This is a genomic window from Planotetraspora thailandica (assembly GCF_016863335.1).
In the GTDB taxonomy this organism is placed as follows: Bacteria; Actinomycetota; Actinomycetes; order Streptosporangiales; family Streptosporangiaceae; genus Planotetraspora; species Planotetraspora thailandica.
Genome location: NZ_BOOR01000008.1, coordinates 227,565 through 252,497, shown reverse-complemented (window position 1 = coordinate 252,497; position 24,933 = coordinate 227,565). Strand labels below are relative to the sequence as shown.

Annotated in this window: 21 protein-coding genes; 8 read left to right on the top strand and 13 right to left on the bottom strand. The window is 69.3% G+C overall.

Going from position 1 to position 24,933, the window contains the following annotated elements; translation table 11 throughout:
- Nucleotides 1-93 precede the first annotated feature (93 nt).
- Nucleotides 94-1,230 (top strand): glycosyltransferase, encoded by a 1,137-nt coding sequence (locus Pth03_RS08220; RefSeq protein ID WP_203943525.1) that lies wholly within the window; start codon nucleotides 94-96, stop codon nucleotides 1,228-1,230.
- 83 nt (nucleotides 1,231-1,313) lie between these two features.
- Nucleotides 1,314-2,156, top strand: coding sequence for an acetoacetate decarboxylase family protein (locus Pth03_RS08215; protein ID WP_203943524.1), 843 nt, complete (start codon nucleotides 1,314-1,316; stop codon nucleotides 2,154-2,156).
- A 23-nt stretch (nucleotides 2,157-2,179) separates the two neighbouring features.
- Here the strand turns inward: Pth03_RS08215 and Pth03_RS08210 are convergent, their stop codons facing one another.
- The 6 genes from Pth03_RS08210 to Pth03_RS41995 form a co-directional block, all read right to left on the bottom strand.
- Entirely contained in the window at nucleotides 2,180-3,097 is a 918-nt protein-coding gene (locus Pth03_RS08210) for a glycosyltransferase family 2 protein (RefSeq protein WP_203943523.1), read from the bottom strand.
- Nucleotides 3,098-3,252: 155 nt separating this feature from the next.
- A complete protein-coding gene (locus Pth03_RS08205) occupies nucleotides 3,253-4,011 on the bottom strand; it encodes a CDP-alcohol phosphatidyltransferase family protein (RefSeq protein ID WP_203943522.1) in 759 nt (252 codons plus the stop codon).
- A complete protein-coding gene (locus Pth03_RS08200; RefSeq protein ID WP_203943659.1) occupies nucleotides 3,989-5,029 on the bottom strand; it encodes an iron-containing alcohol dehydrogenase family protein in 1,041 nt (346 codons plus the stop codon). The genes Pth03_RS08205 and Pth03_RS08200 overlap by 23 nt, the downstream gene beginning before the upstream one ends.
- 104 nt (nucleotides 5,030-5,133) lie before the next feature.
- On the bottom strand, nucleotides 5,134-5,865 hold the full coding sequence (locus Pth03_RS08195; RefSeq protein WP_203943521.1) for a phosphocholine cytidylyltransferase family protein: 732 nt from the start codon (nucleotides 5,863-5,865) through the stop codon (nucleotides 5,134-5,136).
- A gap of 194 nt (nucleotides 5,866-6,059) precedes the next feature.
- A complete protein-coding gene (locus tag Pth03_RS42000) occupies nucleotides 6,060-6,671 on the bottom strand; it encodes a DUF5941 domain-containing protein (RefSeq protein WP_203943520.1) in 612 nt (203 codons plus the stop codon).
- Between the two features lie 13 nt (nucleotides 6,672-6,684).
- On the bottom strand, nucleotides 6,685-8,262 hold the full coding sequence (locus Pth03_RS41995; RefSeq protein WP_203943519.1) for a CDP-alcohol phosphatidyltransferase family protein: 1,578 nt from the start codon (nucleotides 8,260-8,262) through the stop codon (nucleotides 6,685-6,687).
- A gap of 134 nt (nucleotides 8,263-8,396) precedes the next feature.
- On the opposite strand from Pth03_RS41995, the gene Pth03_RS08180 reads away from it, so the two are divergent.
- A complete protein-coding gene (locus tag Pth03_RS08180; protein ID WP_203943518.1) occupies nucleotides 8,397-9,722 on the top strand; it encodes a bifunctional cytidylyltransferase/SDR family oxidoreductase in 1,326 nt (441 codons plus the stop codon).
- 49 nt (nucleotides 9,723-9,771) lie between these two features.
- Here Pth03_RS08180 and Pth03_RS08175 read toward each other — a convergent pair whose 3' ends face one another.
- Nucleotides 9,772-10,830, bottom strand: a complete 1,059-nt coding sequence (locus Pth03_RS08175) for a glycosyltransferase family 2 protein (protein ID WP_373318510.1) — start codon at nucleotides 10,828-10,830, stop codon at nucleotides 9,772-9,774.
- Nucleotides 10,831-10,888: 58 nt separating this feature from the next.
- Here Pth03_RS08175 and Pth03_RS08170 point away from each other — a divergent pair, with 58 nt between their 5' ends.
- Nucleotides 10,889-12,397 (top strand): LCP family protein, encoded by a 1,509-nt coding sequence (locus Pth03_RS08170; protein ID WP_203943516.1) that lies wholly within the window; start codon nucleotides 10,889-10,891, stop codon nucleotides 12,395-12,397.
- Between the two features lie 21 nt (nucleotides 12,398-12,418).
- Here Pth03_RS08170 and Pth03_RS08165 read toward each other — a convergent pair whose 3' ends face one another.
- The gene (locus Pth03_RS08165) at nucleotides 12,419-12,895 is read right to left on the bottom strand and encodes a hypothetical protein (RefSeq protein WP_239118848.1); all 477 of its coding nucleotides are present in this window, start codon (nucleotides 12,893-12,895) and stop codon (nucleotides 12,419-12,421) included.
- Between the two features lie 95 nt (nucleotides 12,896-12,990).
- Nucleotides 12,991-13,929, bottom strand: coding sequence for an alpha/beta hydrolase (locus Pth03_RS08160; protein WP_203943515.1), 939 nt, complete (start codon nucleotides 13,927-13,929; stop codon nucleotides 12,991-12,993).
- A 162-nt stretch (nucleotides 13,930-14,091) separates the two neighbouring features.
- Between Pth03_RS08160 and Pth03_RS08155 the strand changes: the two genes are divergently transcribed.
- The 4 genes from Pth03_RS08155 (at nucleotide 14,092) to Pth03_RS08140 (ending at nucleotide 20,510) form a co-directional block, all read left to right on the top strand.
- A complete protein-coding gene (locus tag Pth03_RS08155; protein ID WP_203943514.1) occupies nucleotides 14,092-14,979 on the top strand; it encodes a helix-turn-helix domain-containing protein in 888 nt (295 codons plus the stop codon).
- A gap of 139 nt (nucleotides 14,980-15,118) precedes the next feature.
- Nucleotides 15,119-16,327 (top strand): serpin family protein, encoded by a 1,209-nt coding sequence (locus Pth03_RS08150; protein ID WP_203943513.1) that lies wholly within the window; start codon nucleotides 15,119-15,121, stop codon nucleotides 16,325-16,327.
- On the top strand, nucleotides 16,324-17,154 hold the full coding sequence (locus Pth03_RS08145) for a phosphotransferase enzyme family protein (protein ID WP_203943512.1): 831 nt from the start codon (nucleotides 16,324-16,326) through the stop codon (nucleotides 17,152-17,154). The genes Pth03_RS08150 and Pth03_RS08145 overlap by 4 nt, the downstream gene beginning before the upstream one ends.
- Before the next feature lie 614 nt (nucleotides 17,155-17,768).
- Nucleotides 17,769-20,510, top strand: a complete 2,742-nt coding sequence (locus tag Pth03_RS08140) for a M36 family metallopeptidase (protein ID WP_239118847.1) — start codon at nucleotides 17,769-17,771, stop codon at nucleotides 20,508-20,510.
- Between the two features lie 67 nt (nucleotides 20,511-20,577).
- Here the strand turns inward: Pth03_RS08140 and Pth03_RS08135 are convergent, their stop codons facing one another.
- The 4 genes from Pth03_RS08135 to Pth03_RS08120 all read right to left on the bottom strand — a co-directional run bounded on the left by Pth03_RS08135 (nucleotide 20,578) and on the right by Pth03_RS08120 (nucleotide 24,825).
- Nucleotides 20,578-21,594 (bottom strand): sensor histidine kinase, encoded by a 1,017-nt coding sequence (locus tag Pth03_RS08135; protein WP_203943511.1) that lies wholly within the window; start codon nucleotides 21,592-21,594, stop codon nucleotides 20,578-20,580.
- Between the two features lie 41 nt (nucleotides 21,595-21,635).
- A complete protein-coding gene (locus tag Pth03_RS08130; RefSeq protein WP_203943510.1) occupies nucleotides 21,636-21,881 on the bottom strand; it encodes a helix-turn-helix domain-containing protein in 246 nt (81 codons plus the stop codon).
- 160 nt (nucleotides 21,882-22,041) lie between these two features.
- The gene (locus Pth03_RS08125) at nucleotides 22,042-23,922 is read right to left on the bottom strand and encodes an NAD(P)-binding protein (RefSeq protein WP_203943509.1); all 1,881 of its coding nucleotides are present in this window, start codon (nucleotides 23,920-23,922) and stop codon (nucleotides 22,042-22,044) included.
- A 237-nt stretch (nucleotides 23,923-24,159) separates the two neighbouring features.
- Entirely contained in the window at nucleotides 24,160-24,825 is a 666-nt protein-coding gene (locus Pth03_RS08120; protein ID WP_203943508.1) for a TetR/AcrR family transcriptional regulator, read from the bottom strand.
- Nucleotides 24,826-24,933 lie beyond the last annotated feature (108 nt).

Sequence of the window (24,933 nt, the reverse complement as noted above, 5' to 3'; positions counted from 1 at the left end):
CATGTCCAGACTCAACCGAAACTTAAGCATCAGTTAGTCCGCCATTCACCCAGCGCATCCGGACACTTCGGACCTTAGGGCAAGCCTCCCCATATGAGGGTATGCGTCGGCACGATAGTCCATCATCCGGAGGACGCACGGATCACGCACCGGCAGATCCGGTCGCTGCTCGACGCCGGGCACGAGGTCACCTTCATCGCGCCCTTCACCCACTGCAACGTGACTCCGTCGCCGGAGATCCGGGCCATCGACGTCCCCCGCGCCGTAGGCCTGCACCGCAGGAAGGCCGTCAGGGCGGCTCGCTCGGCCCTGAGGCGGGGCGCGAAAGACGCCGACCTGATCCTCATCCACGACATCGAACTGCTGCTGGCGCTGCCGCGCAGGCGCCCTCCGGCCGTTTGGGACGTGCACGAGGACACCGCCGCCGCGCTGCCCACCAAGACCTACCTGCCCGAGCCGCTCAAGAACGCGCTGCCTCCCGTGATCCGCGGCATGGAGGCGCGGGCGGAGCGCCGCATGCACCTCATCCTCGCCGAGGACTCCTACCGGGAGCGGTTCGCGCACGACCATCCCGTGGTGCCCAACCTCACCTACGTGCCGGACAGCCCGCCCCAGCCTCCCGGCGACAACCGGCTCGTCTACATCGGCCAGCTCGCGCAGGCCCGCGGCGCGATCGAGATGATCGAACTGGCCAGGCGGTTGCGCCCGCACGGCATCCGGCTCGACCTGATCGGCCCGGCCGACGCCGACGTGCGCCCGCTGCTGCGCGACGCGCAACGCGAAGGCGTGCTCGACTGGTTCGGATACGTGCCCAACAAGCACGCCCTGAGGATGGCGGAGGGCGCTCTGGCGGGATTGTCCCTGCTGCGCGACCTGCCCAACTTCCGGAACTCGACGCCCACCAAGGTCATCGAGTACATGTCCCGCGGCGTCCCGGTGATCACGACGCCGCTGACGCGGGCGGCCTCACTGGTCGGACGGGTCGACGCCGGCACCATCGTGCCCTTCGGCGACGTGGAGAGCGTGGTGGCCAACGTGGCCCAGGCCGTGCTCCGGCTCCGCGACAACGCCGAGCGGCGGGGCGCGATGGGTGCGCGAGGCTACTTCGAGGCTCTGCACCACCACCACTGGCCCACGATCGCCGGGGAATTCGTCGCGCAGCTGGAGCGCTGGGCCGACACGCCGGGTTCGCCGCGAGCCCGCCGCAACGACACCGTCGTCCCCGTCTGAGCGTCCCCGCGCCCGGCGGTTCCGTCGCCTCCGCTTCGCCGTACGGCTTTCGCCAGGCCACCGGGCCTTGTTGTACTGGGGGCATGGCAAGCCATCTCATTCAGGGGCGCCGGGTCGACATTCCGGTGGAGATCCGCGACGCGACAGCATGCGGCGCGACCTATCTCGTACGCGCCGACGCCGCCAGGGCGGTCCTCGCGTATTCCGGAATGGACGTCACGGAGGTGGTGCCGGGCAAGGCGGCCTGCACGCTGGTCTTCGCCCGCTACCGCGAGTCCGGGCTGGAGGCCTTCCACGAGTTCGGGGTCACCTTCCTCGTCCGGCCGCCGGATGCGGGGTCTCCCCCGCCTCGCTCGCCGCTGGCCGGCGTGCGCGACATCCGCGGCGCCGGATTCGGCGCCTTCGTCCACTGGCTGCCGGTCGACCGGGAGTTCGCTCTGGAGGCCGGGCGGGCCCTGTGGGGGTTCCCCCGCGAGCTCGCCGACATCGACGTACGGCTCGACACGCCGTACAAGCGGTGCATCCTGCGCAAGGACGGCCGTCTGGTCATCGATCTGCTCATCCGGCCGGGGATGCCGGTGCCCGCGCTGGGAATTCCCGGCGGCTTCGGAAACAGACACAACAACAGGCACAGCGACACGCACAGCGCCGCAGACCGCGGCAGGCGCGATGACAAGCTGGGCGGAAGGCGTGGCGACGGGATCGAGATGGACGTCTACTCCCACCGCGACGGGGTCACCCGGCGGGTTCCGTGGACCCTGCGGCCCCGGGGCGTGCGCACCCGGCTGGGGGGCGCGCTGATCCGGCTCGGCAACCACCCCGTGGCCAAGGAGCTGAGCGAACTGGGGCTGCCCAAGCGTGCCCTGGTGACGAGCTCGATCAGCCGCCTGACGATGTCGGTCGGGGAGGCGTCCCCGGAGCTTTGACGCCCGGCCGTACCAGTCGCGTACTAGACGATGGGCGGGCGCCCCAGGCGGAGCATGCGCCACGCGGTGCGCCACGCCATCGGGCGGCGCTCGCCGGCCGGCTGGCGCAGCCCTTCGGCGAATCCGCGGAACCAGGCCTTGAGCCCGGAGAAGGCCCGCTCCCTGGCGACGGTCAGCGCCATCCAGTTGAACAGGTAGAGGACGGCGAGAGGCCAGGGCAGGTTGCGGCGGGCCAGCCACACACGGTTGCGGGCGTTCATCCGGTAGAACTCGGTGTGCCGGCTGGGCAGCACCAGCGGGTGGTACATCACGGGCTCGGCGTCGTATTCGATCCGATAGCCCTCACCGAGCAGCCGCCAGGCCAGATCGGTCTCTTCGTGGGCGTAGAAGAACTTCTCCGGCAGGCCGCCGACCTGGAGATACGCCGACTTCCTGATCGCACACGCGCCGCCGAGGAACGTGGTGACGGGAGAGGAGCGCTCGGGGTCTCCGGCCCGCAGCCGGGGCACGTGCCGGCGCTGCACCGAACCCCCGTCGGGCTCCATGACCCGGAAGGAGATGACGGCGAGGTCGTGCTCGTGCATGAACCGCTCACGCACGTGGGCGGCGACCTTGGGGCCGGCGTACCAGCCGTCGTCGTCGAGGAAGAGCACCACGTCGCCGGAGCACTCCTGGACGCCTCTGTTGCGGCCCTCGGGGATGCCGACGTTGTACGGAAGCCGTACCGTCTTGACGGCCGCAGCCGAGCCGGGCAGCGGCCGGGCGGTGATCTCGGGCACGTCGGCGCCGTTGCCGACGATCACGACTTCGACGTCGCCGTCGATCTGGTGAAGGGCGGACTCGACCGCGCGGTCGAGCTCGGCGATCCTGTTGCCCATGGTGAGGATGACGCAGGAGAGCTTCACCACGTCCTCGCCCCGGACGGCTGCACTCGATTTCATGATCACCAAGTCTTTAGGGCCGGGCAATCCGGAATCCGCCCCATTTCCGGCGAAATAAGGGTATCGGAACTCCTGGGAAACCCCTAGCGAACCTTGCGTATACAGATGATCGCTGCTCGGTCCGGGAAAGGCCGCTTCCGTCGGCAAAAGGCGGGTCACGAAAGCCTCCGCGAAGCGAGAATGCTCACCAGGTGCAGGATGAGCTGCACGAGCGCGATGATCGCGCAGGCGACCACGAGGATCCGCGTGGCCGAGAACCATGTGTCGAGCACGGCGGCGATCACGGCGATGATCGACAGCTCGATGCCCTGAATGACCCGGTGGAAGCGAAGCGCGCCGACGACCTTGCGGGCCAGGCCGAGCCGTCCGGAGGTGAAATGCCCCGCCGACCCCTCGGTGGCCGCCGTGAGACCGGACCGGGCGCGGGCCACGTCGACCAGGTCGGTCTCCGACTTGATCAGGATCGCGCCCAGTGCCGCGGCGAATCCGAGCACGGTGTACCAGTCGGGCACCGTCTGCGACGCGCGGAAGCCCAGGCCGATCAGCAACGCGGCCTCGGCGAAGTAGTGGCCGACCCGGTCGAGGTAGATGCCGGTGATCGACGTCCGGCGCGTCCACCGGGCGAGCTCGCCGTCGGAGCAGTCGAGCAGGAGATAGAGCTGGATCAGCAGGGCCGCCGCGAGCGCCGCCCAGAGTCCCGGCAGGGCCAGGACGGCTCCCGCCGCCACACCGGAGACGATCATCAGGCCGGTGACCTGGTTGGGCGTGATCGGCGTCTTGGCCAGCAGCCAGGTGGCGTAGATGGAAAGGTGCCGCATGTACAGCAGGCCCGCCCAGTGCTCGCCGCTGCGGCGGTTCATCGTGGTCTGCGGTTGAGCGACCGCGCGGAGCTCAGCGACCGACGGCGTCGACATATTCCTCAACTTTCGCGCGGACCTCGGTCTCCGAAAGCCGAAGGTGCTCAAGGATCGTGTAGCGGCCGGGCCGCGTGCTGGGGGCCAGCATCACCGCTTCGGTGAACTGGTCGATGCTCAGGCCGACGTCCCCCGGTGCGACGGGGAGGCCGTGCATGCTGAGGCACGAGGTGACCTCGCCGAGCCGGTGGGAGTCCTCACGGAGGAAGAAGCAGAACGCCGCGCCGATCCCGGCCAGCTCACCGTGGTTGGACTTACCGGGGAAGAGCTGATCCACGGCATGCAGAATCTCATGATCACCACCGCTGCTCGGGCGGCTTGACCCGGCGATGACCATAGACATGCCAGACAGAATCAAAGCCTCGGCCAGGACGGTCAGGAAAGCGTCGGATTCGATGGAATCCGACCGTCCGAGCACCGCTTCGGCCGCCGTGCGGGCCATGGAGATCGCCAGGCCGTCGATCGGCTCGCCGCGCTCCGCCGCGCTCAGGTGCCAGTCGTCGATGGCCGACAGGTTGCTCACCACGTCGCCGATGCCCGCCCTGACCAGGGACGGCGGGGCGTCGTGCACGAAGTCGAGGTCCACCATGATCGCCAGCGGCATGGGCACGCCGAACGAGCCCTTGCCGCCCTCGTGGATCAGCGAGGCGACCGGCGAGCAGATGCCGTCGTGCGAGAGGTTGGTCGCCACCGCGACCATCGGGATGCCGGCCAGCGACGCCGCGTATTTGGTCACGTCGATGGTCCTGCCGCCGCCGACGCCGACGACGGCCTCGTAGGCCCCCTTGCGCAGGTCGGCGCCCAGCGAGACGGCCGCGTCGACGCTGCCGTCCGGCAGGCGGAAGACCTTCGCCTCACCCAGCGACGGAGAGATGATCTCGGCTATCTTGTCGCCCTGGCTCGTGCCCACCGCCACGGCGATGCGCCCCGACGTGGCGACCCGGCTGTCGGCCAGCAACGCGCCGAGCTGCGCTACCGCGCCCCGCCGGACCTCCATCGTGAGAGGGGCGGGGAGCATCCTTGCCAAAATCGGCATGAGATCTCCTCAGGAGGCCGGGCCGCCGGTCGAGGGCCGGCGTCCGGTGAATGTGCCGTACGCGTGGGCGCGTGAGGCGGGGCGTGCTAATACCGGCATGCGATCTCACGGGCCTTGGCGAGGTCCTCGTGGTTGTCCACCTCGACCCACTCGACCGTGCCGATCGGCGCGACCGCGATCTCCTCGCCCCGGGCGACCAGCTCCTGGTAGCCGTCCTCGTAGTAGAGCTGCGGGTCCCGCTCGAAGGTGGCCTGCAGCGCGTCGGCCAGCCGCGTGGCCGCACCCGGCCGGATGAGTGTCGCGCCGATGTACTCGCCGTACGCGTCCTCGGGGTCCATCAGCTTGGTGATGCGCTTGAGGCGTCCGTCCTCGAGCGTCACCTTCATCTCCTCGTCGGCGAGCCGCTTCACATCGTCGACCGCGAGCAGGATGTCGGTGCCGGCATCGGCGGCCAGGAGGGTCTCCTCCACCGAGACCGGGTGGACGGTGTCGCCGTTGACCAGCAACGCGCCCTGACCGAAGTATTCACGCGCACACCACAGGGAGTAGGCGTTGTTCCACTCCTCCGCCTTGTCGTTGTGCACGAGCGTCAGCGTGACCCCATGGCGGCGCTCCAGGTCGGCCTGCCGTTCGCGGACCGCCTGGGCCTGGTAACCGACGATGACGACGACCTCGCGCAGATCGACCTTCGCAAGGTTGCGCAGGGCGATGTCGAGGATCGTGGTCTCACCGTCGACCGGCACCAATGCCTTCGGCAGCGTGTCGGTGTACGGCCGCAGGCGGCGTCCGGCTCCGGCTGCCAGCACCATTCCGAGCAATGTCTCGCACTCCTTGAGGTCGAGCGTCAGTGGGTAACCTCAAAGGTTAGTTGTCTTTTGGTTGTAGTTGCGTAAGTCAGAGTTGGGTTGTAGTTAACCATGCGTCTCGCCTTGTATGTCCTATCGGTCCGGTTCGGGTGCGGATAACCGGAGCTCGGCACGGATCGGCGCGGCCGAAACGCGATCTTGGCGGCTCAGTCGGGAGTGACGGCGGGGACGAACCGCCGGGGTACGGCGAACCAGGATGTGACGCTCTCCCAGACGAAAAGCGTCCAGAGGTAGATCGCGAGCAGCCAGTAGTCCGCAGTCACCGCGCCGATCAGGCCGCCGGCGGCGATCACGAGCATCCTGCCGTCCCAGCCGAGGCCGGCCAGCGACACCCACTGCGGTGGATAGACCTGCTGGCGCACGCGGTAGACCGTGTCGTAGTGATGGAACGCGACCGCGCCGAGCACCGCCAGGACGAGAAGCGGTGGCACCCCCCGGGCGAACCCGACCGAGGCGATGAAGACGTATTCGGTGAGCCGCAGAATCGGGGGGACCAGCCAGTCGAACCGTCCGTCGTGCCGATGGGAGCTGCCCGACCCGGCGAGCAGCAACGCCACCGCGGGGGCGAACACGGCGAGGTCGTCGGAGCCCGCCACCCCCACGAGCAGCAGCACCCCGGTGACGAAGGCCCCCGCCAGCGCGGGCGGCAGCGGGGGCAGCTGCCCCAGGACCATCTGGCCCATGCCGCGTGCGAGCAGGCCGTCGTCGCGGTAGGCGACCACCGTGCTGTACGGCACCGGCGCCATCTCAGTGCTCATGGTTGCTCTCGCCTCATGCGAAGGACCTCACGATCCGCCCGGCCAGCGTGTAGAGCGCCGCTCCCCCGCCCCAGACCAGCAGGGCGAGGAAGGTGACCCTGGCGTCGAAGAGGGCCGCCGTCACGGCGATCAGCGCCATGCGCTCCCCGACGGGGAGCACGACGATCTTCTTCAGCCAGTACGCCACCCCCGTGTCCAGCTGCCGCGACAGCGCGAGCACGGACGACCCGGCCCCCTTCGCCGCGGGGCGCGTCTCTCCCTCGTGGTCCCACGGGACCGCAAGGAGATGGAACGACGGCGTGCCGTCGGCATCCGCCCGGGCGGCGTCGGCCACGGACCCCGCGTAGGAGAAGTCGATGGTGTGCCGCAGCGTCTGAAGGATCATGACGGCCGCCGCCGGCACCCAGATGTCTCCGGACCCGCCCGCCGCGGCCGCGTACCCCAGCGCGAGGGCGGCGTACACCACGTATTCCTTCACCCGGTCGGAGATGCCGTCGAGCCAGCTCCCCAGAGCGGAGAACGTGCGGGTGTACCGGGCGAGCTGGCCGTCCACGCAGTCGAGCACGAACGACAGATACAACGCCACGGCTCCGGCGATCAGCCCGAGCCGCTGCCCCTCCGAGAACCAGACGGCCGCGATGACGGCGAAGCCGACGGACATGCCCGTCACGGCGTTCGGCGTGACGGACAACCGGGCGGCCGGCCGTACGAGGTGGCGCGACCACGAGCTGACGCAGAAGGTGGCGAAGAACCCGTCATCGGTTTTGATCGACGCGGCCAGCCTGGCCTCGGCCTCGTCGACGTCGGCCAGCCGTGCGATCGCGGTGTCCGCAGCGATCTTTCCGGCGACTCTCCGGCAGTGGAGGGGACCGACGGCGGCCGCCCGCACCGGCACCCCTGCGCGTACGAGACCTGCCAGGAGCAGGTCGGCGACCTCGGTGTCCGCGGCCCTCCCGAGGTGACGGCCCTCGGCGAGCCGGGCCAGCTCGTCGGCCACCTCGGCGAGGGCGCCGAGGTGCTGCTCCCCCACCCGGAGGACGCCGCGGAAGGTTCCGTTCGCCGACGCGACCTGGTGGAAGGAGTTTCCGGCCGCGGCCACCCGGCCGCGTTCGGTCCTGACGGGCGGAGCCAGCGGCCCCGCCTCGCCGTCGCCGACGATGGCGGCGGTGTCCGCCGACGGGTGTTCCAGCAGTGCGGCGAGCGCCTCGGCGTGGGCGACGACGTCGCCCGCCATGATGGCGACGGCGCCGGCCGAGGCCCTCGCCACCTTGGCCACGATCCGCAGGTCCGCGGCGAGCCCGTCGCCGGCCGTGACCGTGTGCCGCACCCCGGTCAGGTCGCCGACGCCGTTTAGGTCGTCGATGCCGTCCGCCCCGTCGAGGCCGCGGAAGCCGTCGTCGCGGACGACGATGTGCACGTCACGGACGGGAAGAAGGATCAGCTGGCGGGTGAGCCGCGTCAGGAGGCTGCCGCCCGCCACGGGCAGTCCGGAGGCCGGCGTGGTCGCGAGGACCACCGCCACGGTTCCGGTGGTCCTCGTGCGCGGCAGGAGCCCACCCGAGACGCCGCGTCTGCCCAGATCTGCCCCCATCGCCCTTTCCCGCTTCCCGCCGGAGAGCCCGGCTAACCGCCCGCTGGTCACCTCGCAACGTAACCGAGTGATCACGAGGTGGCAATCACCTTGCCCTTCTCCTGGCACGGGTATGGTCAGGTCAGGAGGAGATCATGATCACGCAAGAGCGCCATCGCACGGTTGCCGTGGTGCTGGCCGGGGGCATCGGGCAACGAATGGGCCTGAACACCCCGAAACAGCTTCTGGAGATCGCCGGACGGACGATCCTCGAGCACACGCTCGACACCTTCGACGCCCACCCGGACGTCGACGAGATCGTCATGGTGATGGCCCCGGGCTTCGTCGACGACGCCGCCGAGCTGGTGCGCCGCAACGGCTACGCCAAGGTGAGCCGGGTCCTCGAAGGGGGCGCGAGCCGTACCGAGTCGAGTTGGCGCGCGCTGCGCGCACTCGGGGAGCAGGAGTGCGACGTCCTGCTGCACGACGCCGTCCGGCCCCTCGTCGAGCCGCGCGTCGTCGCCGACTGCGTCGCCGCGCTGCAACGCCATGAGGCCGTCGAGGTGGCGATCCCGTCGTCCGACACGATCCTCGTCGCCGCCGAGGTGCCGGACGGCGAGGTCCTCCAGGACGTCCCCGACCGCGCGCGGCTCCGGCGGGCGCAGACCCCGCAGGGTTTCCGGCTGTCGGTGATCCGCACGGCCTACGAGCGGGCGTTCGCCGATCCGGAGTTCGCCGCACGCCCGGCGACCGACGACTGCGGCGTGGTGCTGCGCTACCTGCCGGACGTGCCGATCCATCTGGTCGCCGGCAGCGAGCAGAACATGAAGGTGACGCACCCCGTCGACGCGCACATCGCCGAGAGCCTGCTGCGGTTGCGCGAAGGAGCTGCGCCGGCCCGGTCGGACGACGAGTGCCGCTCCGCACTGGACGGCAGGACCCTCGTGGTGTTCGGGTCCGGGTACGGCATCGCCGACCTCGCCAAGAGGTACGGCGCGAGCGTCCATGTGTTCCCGCGCACCCCCGGCGGTGTCCTGGCGGAGGACGCGGCCTCCGTCGAAGGCGCGCTGGCCGAGGTGCAGGCGCTGACCGGCCGCGTCGACTACGTCGTGAACGCCTCAGCGGAGCCGGTCGCGGGGAGGCTGGACGAGATCGGGCCGCGGGACGCCGAAGAGGCCGTGAGAGCAGGTTGCCTGGGCCCGGTCGTCGTCGCGCGCGCGTCGGCCGCGCATCTGACCCGGACCGGCGGGCATCTCCTCTTCCTCACGGCCCCGGCGCCCGGCGGGGCCGTGGCCTCCTCCGTGCGGGCCGCGGTCGTGGGACTGGCGCGGGAGCTCGCCGCCGAGTGGGCGCCCCAGGGAGTGCGGGTCAACGTCGTGGAGTGCGCTGCGCTCGGGGCCGACGCCGAGGCGGTCGCCCGCGCCGGCGTCGACGTGCTCGCCTCTCCGGTCACCGGGCGGGTGGTTGACGCCCGCCGATGACGGCCGACGGCGTGCCCGGTTCACGGGCACGCCTTCAGAGGTGGCCTGCTCAGCCGCCGAAGAGGTCCTGCAGGGTCGCCGTCTCTTCCGGGCGGCGGGGCTTGCTGAGCCGCCGCGGGCTGGTCAGGAAGCCCGTCCCCCACGACAGGTGCATCGTGGCGTAGACGAGCGGCAGCCGTACGAGCGCGGCGGGCTTGAGCTGGCGGCCGGTGAGCGCCGAGCCCGCCAGGATGGCGGCGACGTAGGCGACCGGAATGAGGATCGCCGGCCAGAAGAACGGTGTGGCCACCAGCCCGAGCACGATGCCGAGCACCGCCGTGGGCGGGGCCAGGTAGCGCAGGTTGATGGTGCCCTGGTGCGTGCGTGAGACGACCCGCCGCCACCGCCCATAGTGGAAGTACTGCTTGGCGAGGGCGCGCACGTTGGGCCGGGGCCGGTAGGAGACCCGCATCCGCGGCTGGAACCACACCAGGCCGCCGGTCTCCCGGATGCGGTGGTTCATCTCCCAGTCCTGGGCACGCTGGAAGTGCTCGTCGTAGCCACCGACCCGGTCGAGCGCAGACCTGCGGAAGACACCGAGATAGACGGTGTCGGCGGGGCCCGCCTCGCCGCCGGTGTGGAATCGCGCGTTGCCCACACCGATCTTCGACGTCATGGCGCACGCGACGGCCTGCTCGAACGGGGAGACGCCCTCGGCGGCCATGATGCCTCCGACGTTGTCGGCCCCGGTCTCCTCAAGGGTCTCCACCGCCGTCTGGAGATAGTCGGACGGGAGCATCGCATGCCCGTCGACCCTGGCGATGATCGGATTGCTGGACGCGGCGACGGCCGCGTTCAGCGCGTTGGGCGTGCGGCCGGTGGGGTTGGCCACGACGACGACACGGGGGTCCTCGGCGGCGATCGCCTCGGCGACCTCCTGCGTCCGGTCCTTGGACGGGCCGACGCTGATGACGACCTCGATCGGGCCGCCGTACTTCTGGTCGAGAACCTGCATGACGGCTTCGCGCAGGTGCCGTTCCTCGTTCAGCACCGGCATGATCACCGATATGGGAGGCCAGTCGCGCATGGGGGTCTGGCCAGTTTGGCGCGAGTCGGGAAAGGGCTTCATGGCTGCGCTCACGCTACTGTACGGAGGGGTCGAGACGGCAACCGAAGGGTGACCGCGAATGCCTGACGATGACGAGGACTCCGGCGTCCGCGTAGGGGGCGACGGCAACGGAGGCATCAGGGTCGCAGCCAGGCGCGCCCGGCGAAGCCGTACAAACCTCCGCTCTCTTGTCATTTCCGGCTCGCTCTCCGGCGTCGTGCTCATCGGATCCGGCCTGATGTGGCTCGTGCCCAACTACGCCGCCAGCAAGATCCAGTCTGTCGACGCGGGCACCTCCGACGCCGCGCCGCACGGGGCGATGAACATCCTTCTCGTCGGCGTCGACAAGCGCGACGACCTGACCCGGCGCCAGCAGATCCAGCTCCACCTGGGGAAGGAATCCGGCGAGCGCACCGACACGATGATGGTCGTGCACCTGTCGGAGGACCACAAGAAGGTCACCGTGGTCAGCCTTCCCCGCGACACCTGGACCGACGTGCCCGGGCAGGGCATGCACAAGATCAACGCGGCGTATCAGTTCGGCGGAGCCAAGCTGGCGGTCAAGACGGTCGAGCAGGCCACGGGGCTGCCCATCCACCACTACGTCGAGGTCAACGTGCTTGGCTTCATCGACGTGGTCGAGTCGCTCGGCGGCGTCACCGTCTGCACCCCCATCCCGATCAACGACTCGAAGACCAAGCTGTCGCTGCAGGCGGGCACCTACAACCTCAACGGCGTCGACGCTCTCGCCTACGCCCGCACCCGCGCGACCGCCCGGGCCGACCTCGACCGCATCGACCGGCAGCAGCAGGTGATCTCGGCTCTGCTGGGCAAGGCCCTGAGCGGAGACACGCTCACCAGCCCCGCCAAGCTTGCCGGCCTGGTGAACTCCACCCTGAAGACGCTGACCGTGGACAAGCCCCTCGCCGGCGACCTGCTCGGCCTGGCCGACCAGCTGAAGGACGTCTCCACCGACGACGTGTCGTTCGCGACCGTCCCGCTCGCCGACGTGAACTACAAGGCCCCCACCGGCGAATCCGCCGTGTTGTGGGACAAGCCCGCCGCCCGGCAACTGTTCCAGGAGATCGCGGACGACCAGATGCTGACCAAACCCGCGCACCGCTCGCCGGCGCCTTCTCCCGGTGCTTCAGGGGCAGGTGCTTCCGGGGCGCCCACAGCGTCTCCCTCCCCCACCGCGCCGACCATCGCGCCGGGGCGCATCGCCGTACGGGTGCTGAACGGCACCCTGATCACCGGTCTCGGAGCCAGGACGAAGGCGGCTCTGCTCGACGCCGGCTTCATGGTGCCCTCGGCCCCCGGCGACGTGCCGGAGCGCGACTTCACCAACACCGTGATCCGCTACCCGGCGGGCCGCGAGGACTCGGCCCGCACGGTGGCCGCCGCGATCCCCGGAGCCGAGTTGCGGGAGCGCGACGACGTGAAGGGCGTCGAGGTCGTGGTCGGCCAGAAGAACCACACGGTCAAGAAGGTGAAGATGCCGGCCGAGGAGGAGAGCACCCCCAAGCCGACCCAGACCCCGACAGCCCGTACGGCCACGCAGAACATCTGCAAGAGCCAGCCGGGCTGACCCACCGGGTGACACGGCCTCCTATGGCCGTTCGACTCCCTCGGGCCAGATGACCACGATTTCCTTGCTTCGTTTGTACGCGTACGCCACAGCGTCGGCCGTACCACCCAATCCGCGTGCGGGCTTGCCGTCCCACACCGCGACCAGCAGATTGCAGTTGTCGACCACGAAGCGTCCCGCCGCGTCGTAGGCGGCGTCGTCGGGTTCGGCGAAGTCGAGCGTCGTCACGGTCTGCGCGTCGGCGAGCAGCCGGTCGAACGCCTCCCGGGCGGCGCCCTCGAACGTGTTCTCGTACCCCCGGAAGGGCAGAACCGCGTGGAGCGTGCCCCCGGCCTGCAAAAGAATCTCGACGAAGAGCCGGTCGGATCCCTCCGCCAGGCTGCTCAGGCCGATCACGGGTTTGGGCTGGCAGGCGAGGAGAGCACGGATCTCCTGCATGGCGCAGATGCGCGCCTGCTCGGGAAGCAGCCGATGGCCGGTTATGCCGATGGCCGTCATGCCTCACCCGCCTTCACCGTGGCCTATGACCGTTCCCGCGCCGTGTCCGACGACATTTTAGGGACCGCCGCCTTCCCCAATCTGGTCGCCGCAGGTCACGCCCCGGTTGCGACGTCGATCGCGCCCGCGAGATTTGCGGCGAAAAAGGCGGTGAGTTTGGCGACGGCCGCGGTGACGTGCTCGTCCTCGTCGTAGAGGGCGACGTGGGTGGCGCCGTCGACCCGGAACAGTTCTTTAGGTTCCTGCGCGTTCGCGACGGCCTCCGCCGACATATGGGCCGTGACGGCCTCAGTCCCCACGATCATGAGCAGGGGGCGGGGAGCGATCAGGCCGATGAAGCGGAAGGCGTCGAACTGCACGATGCGGTCCACGCTGTTCCAGGTGAAGAACTTGGCCGAGCGGGGATGCCCTGCGCGGTCGGTGCAGTAGTACTCCCATCCCTCGAAGACATGACGGCCGCCGGCGCGCGCCTGCTCCTCCGTGTCCGGGAAGATCGGGAACACTCCCATGCCTTCGCCGCGGGCTTCCGCGGTGCGGGCCGCGGCGGCCGCGTCGAGCATGCCCTGGGCGATCGCGGGGTCCTGCGTGCCGTCGGCGCCCTCGCGGAACTGGCGTCCGATGTCGGCGGCGCTGACGGTCGCGACGGCCTTGACCTGGTGGTCGGTGGCCGAGGCGGGGATCACGTAGCCGCCGGAGGCGCAGATGCCGAGTGCGCCGATGCGGCCCGCATCCACGTCGTCGCGCACGCTGAGGAACGACACCGCGGCCTTGATGTCCTCGACTCGATGCGCGGGATCCTCGAGACCGCGCGGGGTGCCCTCGCTCTCGCCCTGGTAGGCGGCGTCGAAGGCGAGGGTGACGAATCCCGCGCGGCACAGCCGCTCCGCGTAGAGGCCGGCGGCCTGTTCTTTCACGCCGCTTCCCGGGTGACCGACGACGATCGCCGGGCGGGGACCGGCGGACTCGCCGTCGGGGATGTAGAGGTGACCGGCGATCTTCAGGCCGGCGCTGTCGAACGTGACGTCCGTTCTCATGGGATCTTCTCCGTTTCGGCCTCGGGATTTCCGAGGCACAGGTGCAAGGCTCACGCCCCGCCCCATGCCTGGAAAAGAGACCGGTTTTCACCGGGGAACGATGCTTCGGGGGAAGAAACCCTCCCCCTCACATCCGGCGGCTTCCCCTGGACAATGGAATCCATGAGCGCAGCACCTGGCCGCCCGTCCGAGCTCGGCGGCTTTCTCAGAGCCCGGCGCGCTCAGCTGACGCCGCGGGAGGTCGGCCTGCCCGACACCGGATCGCCCCGCCGTGTCTCGGGGTTGCGCCGGGAAGAGGTCGCGCAGCTGGCCGCGATCAGCGTGGATTACTACACGCGACTGGAGCAGGGCCGGCTCCAGGCGTCCGCCTCGGTTCTCATCACCTTGGCTCGCGCGCTGCGCCTCGACGACGACCAGCAGGCCTACCTGTACGAGCTCGCGGGCAAGTCATCGGCGCGACCGCGCCGGCGCCAGGCGCAACGTGTGCGTCCCGCGATGCGACGGCTGCTGGACCAGCTCACCGAGACCCCGGCGTTGGTACTCGGCCGGCGCATGGACATCCTGGCGTGGAACGCCCAGGCGGCCGCCCTGTTCACCGACTTCGCCCGCATCCCCCCGCGCCGCCGCAACTACGTCCGCCTGCTCTTCACCGACCCGGCCGTCCGAAACCTGCACGCCGACTGGGAGGAGGCCGCCCGCACCGGCGTGGCGTCGCTGCGCATGGAGGCCGCGCGCCACCCCGACGACCCCGACCTGGCCGTGCTGGTCGGCGAACTGTCGGTGCAGGACTCCGGCTTCCGCACCTGGTGGGCCTCCCATCAGGTCGCCGCCACCAGCTACGGCACCAAGCACTACCGCCACCCCGTCGTCGGCGAGCTCACCCTCGACTGCGACGTCTGGGCCAGCCCCGACGGCAGCGAGCAACGTCTCATGGTCTTGACCGCAGAGCCGGGCACGCCCTCCCATCACGCCCTGCAGATCCTCGCCTCCTGGTCCGCCGGCAGCCCACCGGCGCAAGGCGCCACCGCCGACGCGAACAAGTCCTCGTAGGCATTGCGGATCTTGAGATCCGCCTGGTCCGGCCGCCCGAGGTACGGCATGGCCGTTTGTAGCCGAATTGTCGTTGTCTCTTCACGCGGGCACGTGGGACGATCTCGCGTTCAGATCGGCGACCTCACCCTGGGACGGCATGGTGATCAACGGAGGATCGCACGATCCGGTGACCGCGGCGAACGCGATGACCGCCCGCTGGGCGGCGAACTGCTCCGGGGAATCGGTCGTCCTCGCCGGAGTCGGCGCATGGATCCTGCTGGCGTATCTGGCCTCGGCCGCCGAAGGGCGGGGACGGACCGAACTTCAGGAAGCCGTCGGAATGAACGCAGAGGTGGCCTCTCGCGGGGCCCAGGACGTCCTGACGGTCCTGAACGGCTCGCCTGCGATCAATTCCGCCCTCGGACTGTGGACCAGCCGGAAACTGCCTCTGCAGCCCGCCTGGACCGCCGCGTTGCCCGGCGGCGCGCGCGGCGAACTGACCGGAAACCCGACTGAAGATCAGCTCAGGCTCGACGCGTGGGCGTCCGGCCAGACCGGCGGCCTCATCCCCACGATGCCCGTGTCCCTGACCGAGGAGACGCTCCTGGTCCTCGCCGGGGCGCTCACCGTACGGACCACCTGGTTGCGCCCGTTCATCGACGACGTAGAGCTGCCCAGGACCGGACCGTGGGCCGGACGCGAGATCCACGCACTGCGGCGCGTCACTCGGATACTCGACCGGGCCACAGTGATCGACGGCCCGAGCGGCCGGCTGACCATGCTGCGCGTCATGGGCACCGGAGGAATCGACGTCCGTCTCGTCCTCGGCGAGGAGTCCCGGAAGGCCGGTGAGGTTCTCCGCGCGGGCATCGAGGCGCTGTCCGGACGCCATCCCGCCGTGAAGGCCGATGCCCTCCCGATCGGAGAGTCCGCACCCGGGATGACCGTCCGCTCCGTCCGCTCCTACGACCCCGGCGACTTTCTGAGCGTCACAGTGCCGCGGTTCACCGTCGCCTCCTCACATGACCTGCTGGGCCTTCCCGCGGTGTTCGGTCTGGACGCCGTGACCGACCGCACCCGCGGCCACTTCCCCGGCATCAGCACCGAACCGCTCGCCGTCTCCCAGGCGAGGCAGGACGCCGTCGCGACGTTCAACGCCTCCGGGTTCGAAGCCGCCGCGGTGACCGCCGTCGGCGCCATCGCGGCCGGCATCGCGCCCCCGCCTCCTCACCGCGTCAAGAACGTCGACGTCGAGTTCAGCCGACCCTTCGGATTCCTCGCCGTCGACCGCAGGAGCGGCCTCGTCCTGACCGCCGGCTGGGTCGCCGAGCCCGAGGATCTGGCATACCTGGAGGACGTCCTGTGACAGATCCGAATCTCGATTCAGGCCGTGACGAAGAGCCGCTGGTGGGCGACGGCGTCACCGCGGGCGTCGTCCGCGTGGGAGACACCGTGCGCCGCCCGGTCAGGCCGTTCACCGCGACGATCCACGCCTACCTGAGACACCTCCACGGCGCCGGCTTCTCGGACGCGCCGATCCCGCTGGGGTTCGACGATCAGGGACGTGAGGTGCTCTCGTTCGTGCCCGGCGACGTCCCCCGGGAACCCCTTCCAGCCGGCGCCTCCGGAGAAGACGTCCTCGTCGAACTCGCGCGACTGGTTCGCCGCCTTCACGACGCCGCCCAGAGTTGGACGCCACCTGCCGACGCGACCTGGGGAGGCATCCCCGGAGCCCGGATAGTCAACTCGACCGCCGACGGCGAGCCCCTGGTGGTCAGCCACCGCGACTACTGTCCGGGCAACGTGGTCTTCCGCGACGGACTGCCCGCCGCACTCATCGACTTCGACCTCGCCAAGCCCACCACGAGGGTCGACGATCTCGCCAACGCGCTCTACTACTGGGCGCCGCTGCTGCACCCGGCCGACAGATCGCCGGCCTTCGCCGACCTCGACATCCCCGGTCGTGTGGCCGTCTTCGCCGACTCCTACGGCATGAGCCTGGCCCAGCGCCGGGCCCTCGTCCCGGCGGCGACGCGCATGATCCACCGCTTCCACGTCAACATGCGAGCGGCAGCCGAGGTCGATCCGGTGTTCAAGCGCATGTGGGACGAGGGCGTGAAGGATCGCCTGCCGCGGGCGGAAACCTGGATCGAGAGAGAAGGCCCTGCCATCACCGCACGCCTCGTGGCGTGATCCCCGACCTCGCGCTGGCGTACCGCAGACGGTTCATGAGCTGACGCTTTACGCCATCGGTGCGCGCGATTAGCCGCCGCTAATTCGGCGATTCCATTTTCCACCCGCCCGAAACGGGCCCAAAAGCAACGCTCCTATTTACCGCGCCCGAAAACTCGGTGAAACGCCTTCTCGCGGCACGAACGCGGCGCCATCGCAGGCCAAAAGAGCGAAGGGCAGATTAGGGGATCCGTCAAGAGAACACCTTCCGGAAAGCCGTCGTCGAACAGCCAAGAACTCTCCCTTGACGTGGGGCGATGCCCCTCTTCCGGCTATCCGGCCCGGCCAATTTTCTCCCTAATTTTCATGCAATACGCGATCTTGTCAAGGTTTCTTTGGAGTGTTACCACTAACGGGTTGGACGTTGCCAATGGCCAGTCACGTCCGTTTAGGAGGCATGTGTGTCGTCGTCTCATCGACCATTACGCATCGTCGTCGCCGCATTAGCCGCAGCCACAGTCGCTGTTTCCGTCGCCGGGACGGCACAAGGCGAATCGAAGCGTGAGCAGCAGAAAGCCCCAGCCGTCCAGGGAGATGGGCACGGCAAACCGGATAAGGACAACAGGAAGGGCCGAGTGGCGCCCCCGCCGTCGGCGAAGAGGTCCGCCACGGCGACAGTCCGATGGAACGACCTCGGCACGCCCGCTCTCGTCACCTCGGAAGCGCCGCTCGCCGAAGGGCTCGCCGCCGATCCCGCGAAGGCCGCACGCGACTACCTGAAGGCCAATACCAGCCTCTTCGGCCTGCAGGCAGAAGCCGTCGACGCCCTGGAGACGGTCGCGGTCAATCCGATCGGCAAGGGGCATGTCGTGCTCCTGCGGCAGAAGTTCGGCGATCTGCCCGCCGGCTATGACGGCCTCGTGTCCGTCGGCGTGAGCGAAGGCACGGTCGTGCATGTCTCGTCGACGCTTTCGCGGTCCACGGAGGCGCCGCCCGCCGCGGCCATCACGGAGCAACAGGCGCTGGAGGCCGCGGCTCGGGACGGCGAGATCGACCTGGGCGCCGCCTCGACCAGGCGGGTGGAGGAGGTGGCCGTCCCCGCGGCCGACGGCGTGCACCGCGCCTTCCAGGTCACGCTGATCCAGGAGGGGCACGACGCCGACGACGAACCCTCCGCCTACACCACGTACGTCGACGCCGTCACCGGCGAGATTTTGATCAGGGAGAACCTGGTCGATCACTTCGATCCCGACGGCCCGTCGTGGTCGGTGTTCCCGGCCAACCCGCCGGCGGACTACTCGTCCAAGGACACGCGCCAGAGCTGGTGTGCCACCCCCGGGCGCGGCTGTGACTACGTCGTCGGTGGCGATCCGGCCACGGGCAAGGCGTGGGACGTCGACCACAGCACGGACGCGCCGACGAACACCAGCCTGGGCAACGCGGCACGCACCTTCGAGAACCGGGCCAACGGCTCCTCCTCATCGGTCGGCACCCGCACAAACCTCCTCACCCCGAGCCGGAACTACGACTTCCCCTGGCAGAACCAGTGGTTCAAGGCGAAGTGCGACCCGGCCGCGTTCGACCAGCCCGGCGAGGCCGACCTCGAGGCCGCGATCAGCAACCTGAACGCGATGCACAACCGCATGCACGACTGGTCGTACCGTCTGGGCTTCACCGAGACGGCCTGGAACATGCAGGTGAGCAATGGTGAGCGCGGCGGGCTCGGCAACGACCCGGAGCGCGGGAACGCCCAGGCGGGCGCCAGGGTCCTGTCGATCAGGAACAACGCCAACCAGATCACCCCGGTGGACGGCGTCGCTCCGATCACCAACATGTACCTGTGGCAGCCCCAGGCAGGCGCGTTCTACGCGCCGTGCGTCGACGGCGACTACGACATGTCGGTCATCGGCCACGAGTTCACCCACGCCATCTCCAACCGCATGGTGGCCGGGCCGAACGCCGGTCTCAGCGGCGCCCAGGCCGGCGCGATGGGCGAGAGCATCTCCGACCTGTTCGCCATGGAATACCTCTTCGAGAACGGTTTCCGGCCGCGCGGCGACACGCCGTACGTCACGGGCGGCTACGTCACCGGCGACCCGGAGCGGGGCATCCGCAACTACGACATGTCGAAGTCGCCGCTGAACTACAGCGACATCGCCTACGACCTGGTCGGCCAGCAGGTGCACGCCGACGGCGAGATCTGGTCGGCGACCCAGTTCGACGTGCGCAATGCCTTCATCGAGAGGTACGGCAAGGGCTCGTCCAAGGACCAGCAGGCCTGCGCCGAGGGCAAGAAGTCACTCGAGAAGTGCCCGGGCAACCGGCGATGGGTCCAGCTGCACTTCGACGCGTTCCTTCTCACGGCCGCCGGCAACCTCAGCATGGTGGACATGCGGGACGCGATGCTCGCGGCGGACCGGATCCGCTTCGGCGGCGCCAACCAGGACATCATGTGGAACGCGTTCGCCGAACACGGTCTCGGTGAGGGCGCGGCCAGCAACGGGACGGCCGACCCCGACCCCAAGCCCAGTTTCGCCTCGCCGTACGGCGGCGACGCGACGGTGACCCTGCACCCCGCGGGCGAAGCCGCCGACGCGCCCGTCCGGCTGTACGTGGGCGACTACGAGGGCCGCGCGGTCCCGGTCGCGGACACGGATCCCGCCACCGAGCTCGGCGCGACCTTCCAGATCGTGCCCGGCACCTACTCCTTCGTCGCGGTGGCCCCCGGCTTCGGCCACAAGAGGTTCGAGTCCACCGTGAAGAAGAACCAGGTCAAGGACCTTCCCGTACAGCTGTTCCGCAACTACGCCGCGGCCGCGGCCGGTGCGGTGGCGACAGGCGACGGCGTCAACCAGAGCAAGCTGATCGACGAGACGGAGGCGACGAACTGGGCCTCGCTCACCGGTCCGGTCGCCGGCCGGTCCGTCATCGTCGACCTGGCCGGCACGCAGGCCGTCCAGATCCGCAAGGTCGGGGTCAGCGCCATGCTCCGGCCGGACATCGCCGACCCCGCCGACCCCGGCGGCCAGAACCGGTTCACCGCGCTACGGGCCTTCGAGGTGCTGGCGTGTGACTCAACCCGCGGCGCCGACTGCGCCGACCCTGCGAACTACACCAAGATCTACACCAGCCCCAAGAACGCCTTCGCCGCCAGCATTCCGCGCCCCCGGGGCGGCGACCTGATCATCGAGTCGTTCGACGTCCCGCGGACCAAGGCGACCCACCTGATGCTGCGCACGGTGTCCAGCCAGTGCACCGGCAACCCGCTGTACGCGGGCGAGCAGGACAACGACCCCAATTCCAACACCGACTGCGCCACCGCCAGCGCGTTCGCCGGGCAAGTCCGGGCCGCTGAGTTCCAGGCGTTCTCCCACTGATCCGTCGACCCCGTCGTACGGCGAGGGCGGCCCAGCCGACTGGGCCGCCCTTGCCCGGCTTCACCCGCTATCGGCCTCTCGCCGCCAGCGCCGCCGGCCGGGGGAAGCGTGCGACGAAGCGTGCTCCGGTGGGGCTGTCTTCGATGGTGAGGGTGCCGCCATGGGCTTCGGCGATCTGCCGGGCGATAGGCAGGCCCAGGCCGCTGCCGCCGGCGTCCTTGGCACGCGCGTCTTGCAGGCGGGTGAAGCGCTGGAAGATGGTTTCCCGATGCTCAGCCGGCACCCCGCTCCCGTCGTCGTAGACCTCCAGCACCGCCGCGGCGCCCCGGTGCTCGACAGTGACCGTGACGATAGAGCGGGCGTGGCGTTCGGCGTTGTCCAGGAGGTTGTGCAGCAGCCGTTCCAGGCTGATCCGCTCGCCGTTGACCATCACGCCGCTGCTGAACCTCCTGACCACCCTGATCGCGCTTCTCTGGTGGTCGCGCTGCCGGTGGTCGAGTTCGCCGTCCACCAGGACGGCGAGGTTGAGCAGGTCGTACTGACCGATGATGCCCGCGTCGAGTCGTGAGATCTCCAGCAGGTTGGTCACTAAGCCCTGTAGCCGCTCGACGGACTCCAGCAGCCTGTCGCCGGTTTCCACCCAGTCGATCTCCTCCGGCTGCATGAGTGCGTCCTCGATCTCGGTACGCATGGCTGCGAGAGGGTTGCGCAGATCATGGGAGGCGTCCGAGGCGAACCTCAACTGCTGCTGGATCGCCGTTTGGGCCCATTCCAACGTCTGATTGGTGATCTGTGCGAGTTCCTTGAACTCGTCATCATGGCGTGGCAGCGGAACCCGCTCGCTGAGATTGGAAGGCCGGATCGTGGCGAGCTTTCCGCTGATGGCACACACCGGCCGGAGGGTCTTGCTCATCATCCAGTACGTCCCGAGCGCGGTGGCCGTGATCAGCAGGAGTGAACCGCCGATGAGTCCGGCCAGGACGGCCACGCTTCCGTAGAGCGGAGGCTGGGGGGCGGCCGTCAGCAGCAGCAGGACGGCGGAAACGCAGACCAACGCCACGGCTGCGCTCGCCACGGTGGCCACACGGGTTTTGATGGAGCAGTGATGCCATGCGCTCAAGGTGATCACCCATAGGCCCGGATGTGGCTGTGGACGGGCAGCGCAGCGATCCTGCGATCGGAAGGACGACGCTCGCGTCCCTGTTCCAGGCGGATGTAGTACTCGGTGCCGACCCCGGCCGGCGCCGCGACCTCTTCCCTTCGTAGCCCAGGCGTCCGCCGGGGACCCGAGTCGACCAGCCCCACCTGCCCGGGAGTGGTGACCTTACGCCGGGCGCGCAAGAACTCCCCGAGGAGGTTACTGCTGTCCATTTACCGACTGTATGTCGGAATCTGCCGAACAGGGTGTGAGTGCTACTGCCAGTCAACGTGTCAGGCAGATCCGGGTAATGCGCGACCCTGATCACGTCCCCCACCGTGACGCCGTGTACGGCCGGCACGTCGGTGCGTGCCGGCCGTACGCTCCCTGAGGTCAGGTCAGTTCCGACACGGCTCGGTTGGCCTCGTCGATGGCGGCGTGGGTGTAGCCGAAGGCTCCGGCGTCGGAGTTCGCGATGGCGATGTTGCCGAAGGGCCGGCGCGCGCGGACGAACGGCTGCTGGTCGAGCGGCTTGAAGATCACCGGGTCGGCGATCGAGTTGTACTCGTAGGCGTATCCGTGTGACCAGCGGTTCACGGTGATCGCCATGATGTCCCGGGAGGCGCGGAAGCCGCTCGGCCCGAGCGCGCGCTGCATCAGGTCGCGGATCTCCCGCTCGAAGTCGCCGAACGACGTTTCCAGCAGGTGGCGCCGCCCGGCCCTGTGCTGGTCGCGGGTGATCGGGAGACCGGGCTCGTTCGGCGTCTTGGAGAGGGTGACGACGATCGGCTGGTCGGAGCTGCGGGCCGACTCGTAACCGCCCTGGTTCGTGGCCGTCGTGAGCGAGCAGCTGTCCCAGAACGTGTTGTACGGCGTGATGCGCGAGATGCCGGCCCGCTCCCAGGACCGCCAGTCCTTGAGAGCGACCCTGGCGTAGACCAGCGGCACCTTCACGCCGTAGCGCATCGCCTCGACCTGGGCGGCGGGCAGCCCGGGGACGATGTAGGAAGACACGCTGTTCCAGCACGCCATGATCACGTGTGTGCCGCTCACGCGGTATGCCTTGCCGCCGCTGACGTAGCTGACGTCGACCGGCCCGCGCGTGCCACGCCGGTGGCGTACGTCGGTGGCCATGGCGTTGAGCCGGATCCGCACGTCGGCGCCTGCTCTGTCGAGCCGTCCGTAGTCGGCCCCGGCGAGGATGACGCTGTCCATCGTCTGGCGCCCCTGGAACACTCCCGGCACGAGCCGCGACACCAGCAGCCTCGACACCGTGGCGCCGCCGTCGGGGAAGTAGTACAGCTCCTCGTCCTTCGTGGTGAGGGACATCGCCGGGGTGCGCCCGATGCCGTTGTAGGGAACCGGGTCGAGCTCGAGCCCCGCGAAGCCGGGAAGGCCGATGCCCCAGCAGTCGCCCGCGGGGACGGCCTCGATGCCGACCCCCCACAACCCGTGCGTCCTGCGCTGGTAGAAGACCAGGGCCTCCTCGCCGACGCCGACGTATCTGCGCAGATAGTCCGCATAGCTGATCCGTGCGAGGCGCTGCTTCTTCTCCGAGTCGCTGAGCCCGGGGAAGTAGTCCTGCGTCGTGCTCTCCACCTTGAGGATGTCCGCGCGTGCGGCGTCGGACAGCGGGAGCCGCTTGACCAGCGCGTCGAGTGGCTCGGTGGTCGCACGCGTGACCAGCCTGTCGGCGCCGAAGCTCTCCTCGGGGAAGAAGTAGCCGGTGCCGAGCCCTCTGCCGGTGTAGTAGCCGGTGTCCACGCCCTCGGCGAGTTTCGCGAAGTCGATGCCGAGATCGTCCATGAGGTTCAGCGAAGGGGAGTTCCAGGTGTCGGGGCTGTCGAGGTTGACCATGCCGCCGTTGCTCAGCAACGTGCGGCCTCGCACGTGGAATTCGTTGCGGTGCTGGTGGCCTCCGAAGTCGGCGAGGGCCTCAAGGATCAGGATGCGGGCGCGGGGCCCTGTCGCCTTCCGGTAGAAGTGCGCGGCTGCCAGTCCGCTCACTCCGCCGCCGACGACCACCAGGTCGTAGTGCTCGCCGAGGTCGCGGGCGCGTCCCGGGTCGGCACCCCCGAAGGTGACGGCGTGGCCGACCGTTCTCGCGGCGTCGGTCTGCCCCACGATGCCGTTGCTGCCCGGCGGGTATCCGGCTCCGCCACCGTGCCTCGCGTCTGCGTGGGCCACGCCCCCCGGCAACGCCGTCAGCGCGGCGGCGCCCGCGCCCACCAGCATTCCGTTGAGGAGGTCGCGCCGGGTGATACCGCGTTTCATGCCTAATTCGTCGTCGGTGAACTTGCCCACAGAGCACCTCGAATCTTGCTCTTGATCGACGGATGCTGCGGACGCTAGAAGCACATGCCTGATCCGTCAATGAATCATTCGAGATATCTGTAAATCACGACGAAATCCGTAGTTCAGGCCTCTTCTGTCAATGGATAACGACGGTAGTGCCCGCCTTGACCATTCATGGGGGGCGGTGTATTCGCGCGAGAGCCACCCGCCGGCACGTCAGCTCGACGGGCTGGCGCCGTCCTGGGTCCGGTGGACGCCGAGGGTCGCGCCGATGCCCGCGATCAGCGCGTCGAGCCCCGTGGCGTAACCGCGGTCGAGCGACGGCCTGGCCCTGAGCTCGTCGGTGAGGGCGCGCAGCAGAGGCAGCTCCGCGGTCTGCTCGGGCAGCGGCGCGAACGTGGGCTGACCGGCTTCGAGCGCGGCACTCAGCATCAGGTTCTCGGCGGCGAGGAAGATCTGCCAGGCGATCTCAAGCGGCCAGCCGCATGCCGTCAGACGCCCGAGCATCATCTCGTATCCGTGCAGCGTCCGCTGTCGCGTCGCGACGCCCAGTGCCATGAGACCGACGGCCTTCGGGTGCCTGGCCATGGCGCTCAGAGCGCCCTCGACATAGGCCCGCAGCACGCTCTCCCAGTCGCCCGTCTCGACGCCGGCCAGCCGCGACTCCGCGCCCGTCCAGATCTCCTCGGAGATCCGATCCCTCACCGCGCCGAGCAGGGCGTTCTTGTCGGCGAAGTAGTGATACAGGGTCGGGCCGCGGACCCCCAGCTCGGCGGCGAGCCTGCGGGTGGACAGCGCCTCGATCCCCGCCGCGTCGATCAACGCGACCGCGGCCTCGACGATCTGGGTGCGGGTCTGATCGGAATGGTTGGGCCGCGGCATGGGTCTATTATCGCGGCGATCATTTATCTATCATCGCTAGGTAAACGACCTGGATCTCGAACGCAAACACGGTGAACCGCTGGTCACACGCCTATAGCCGCATCCGGC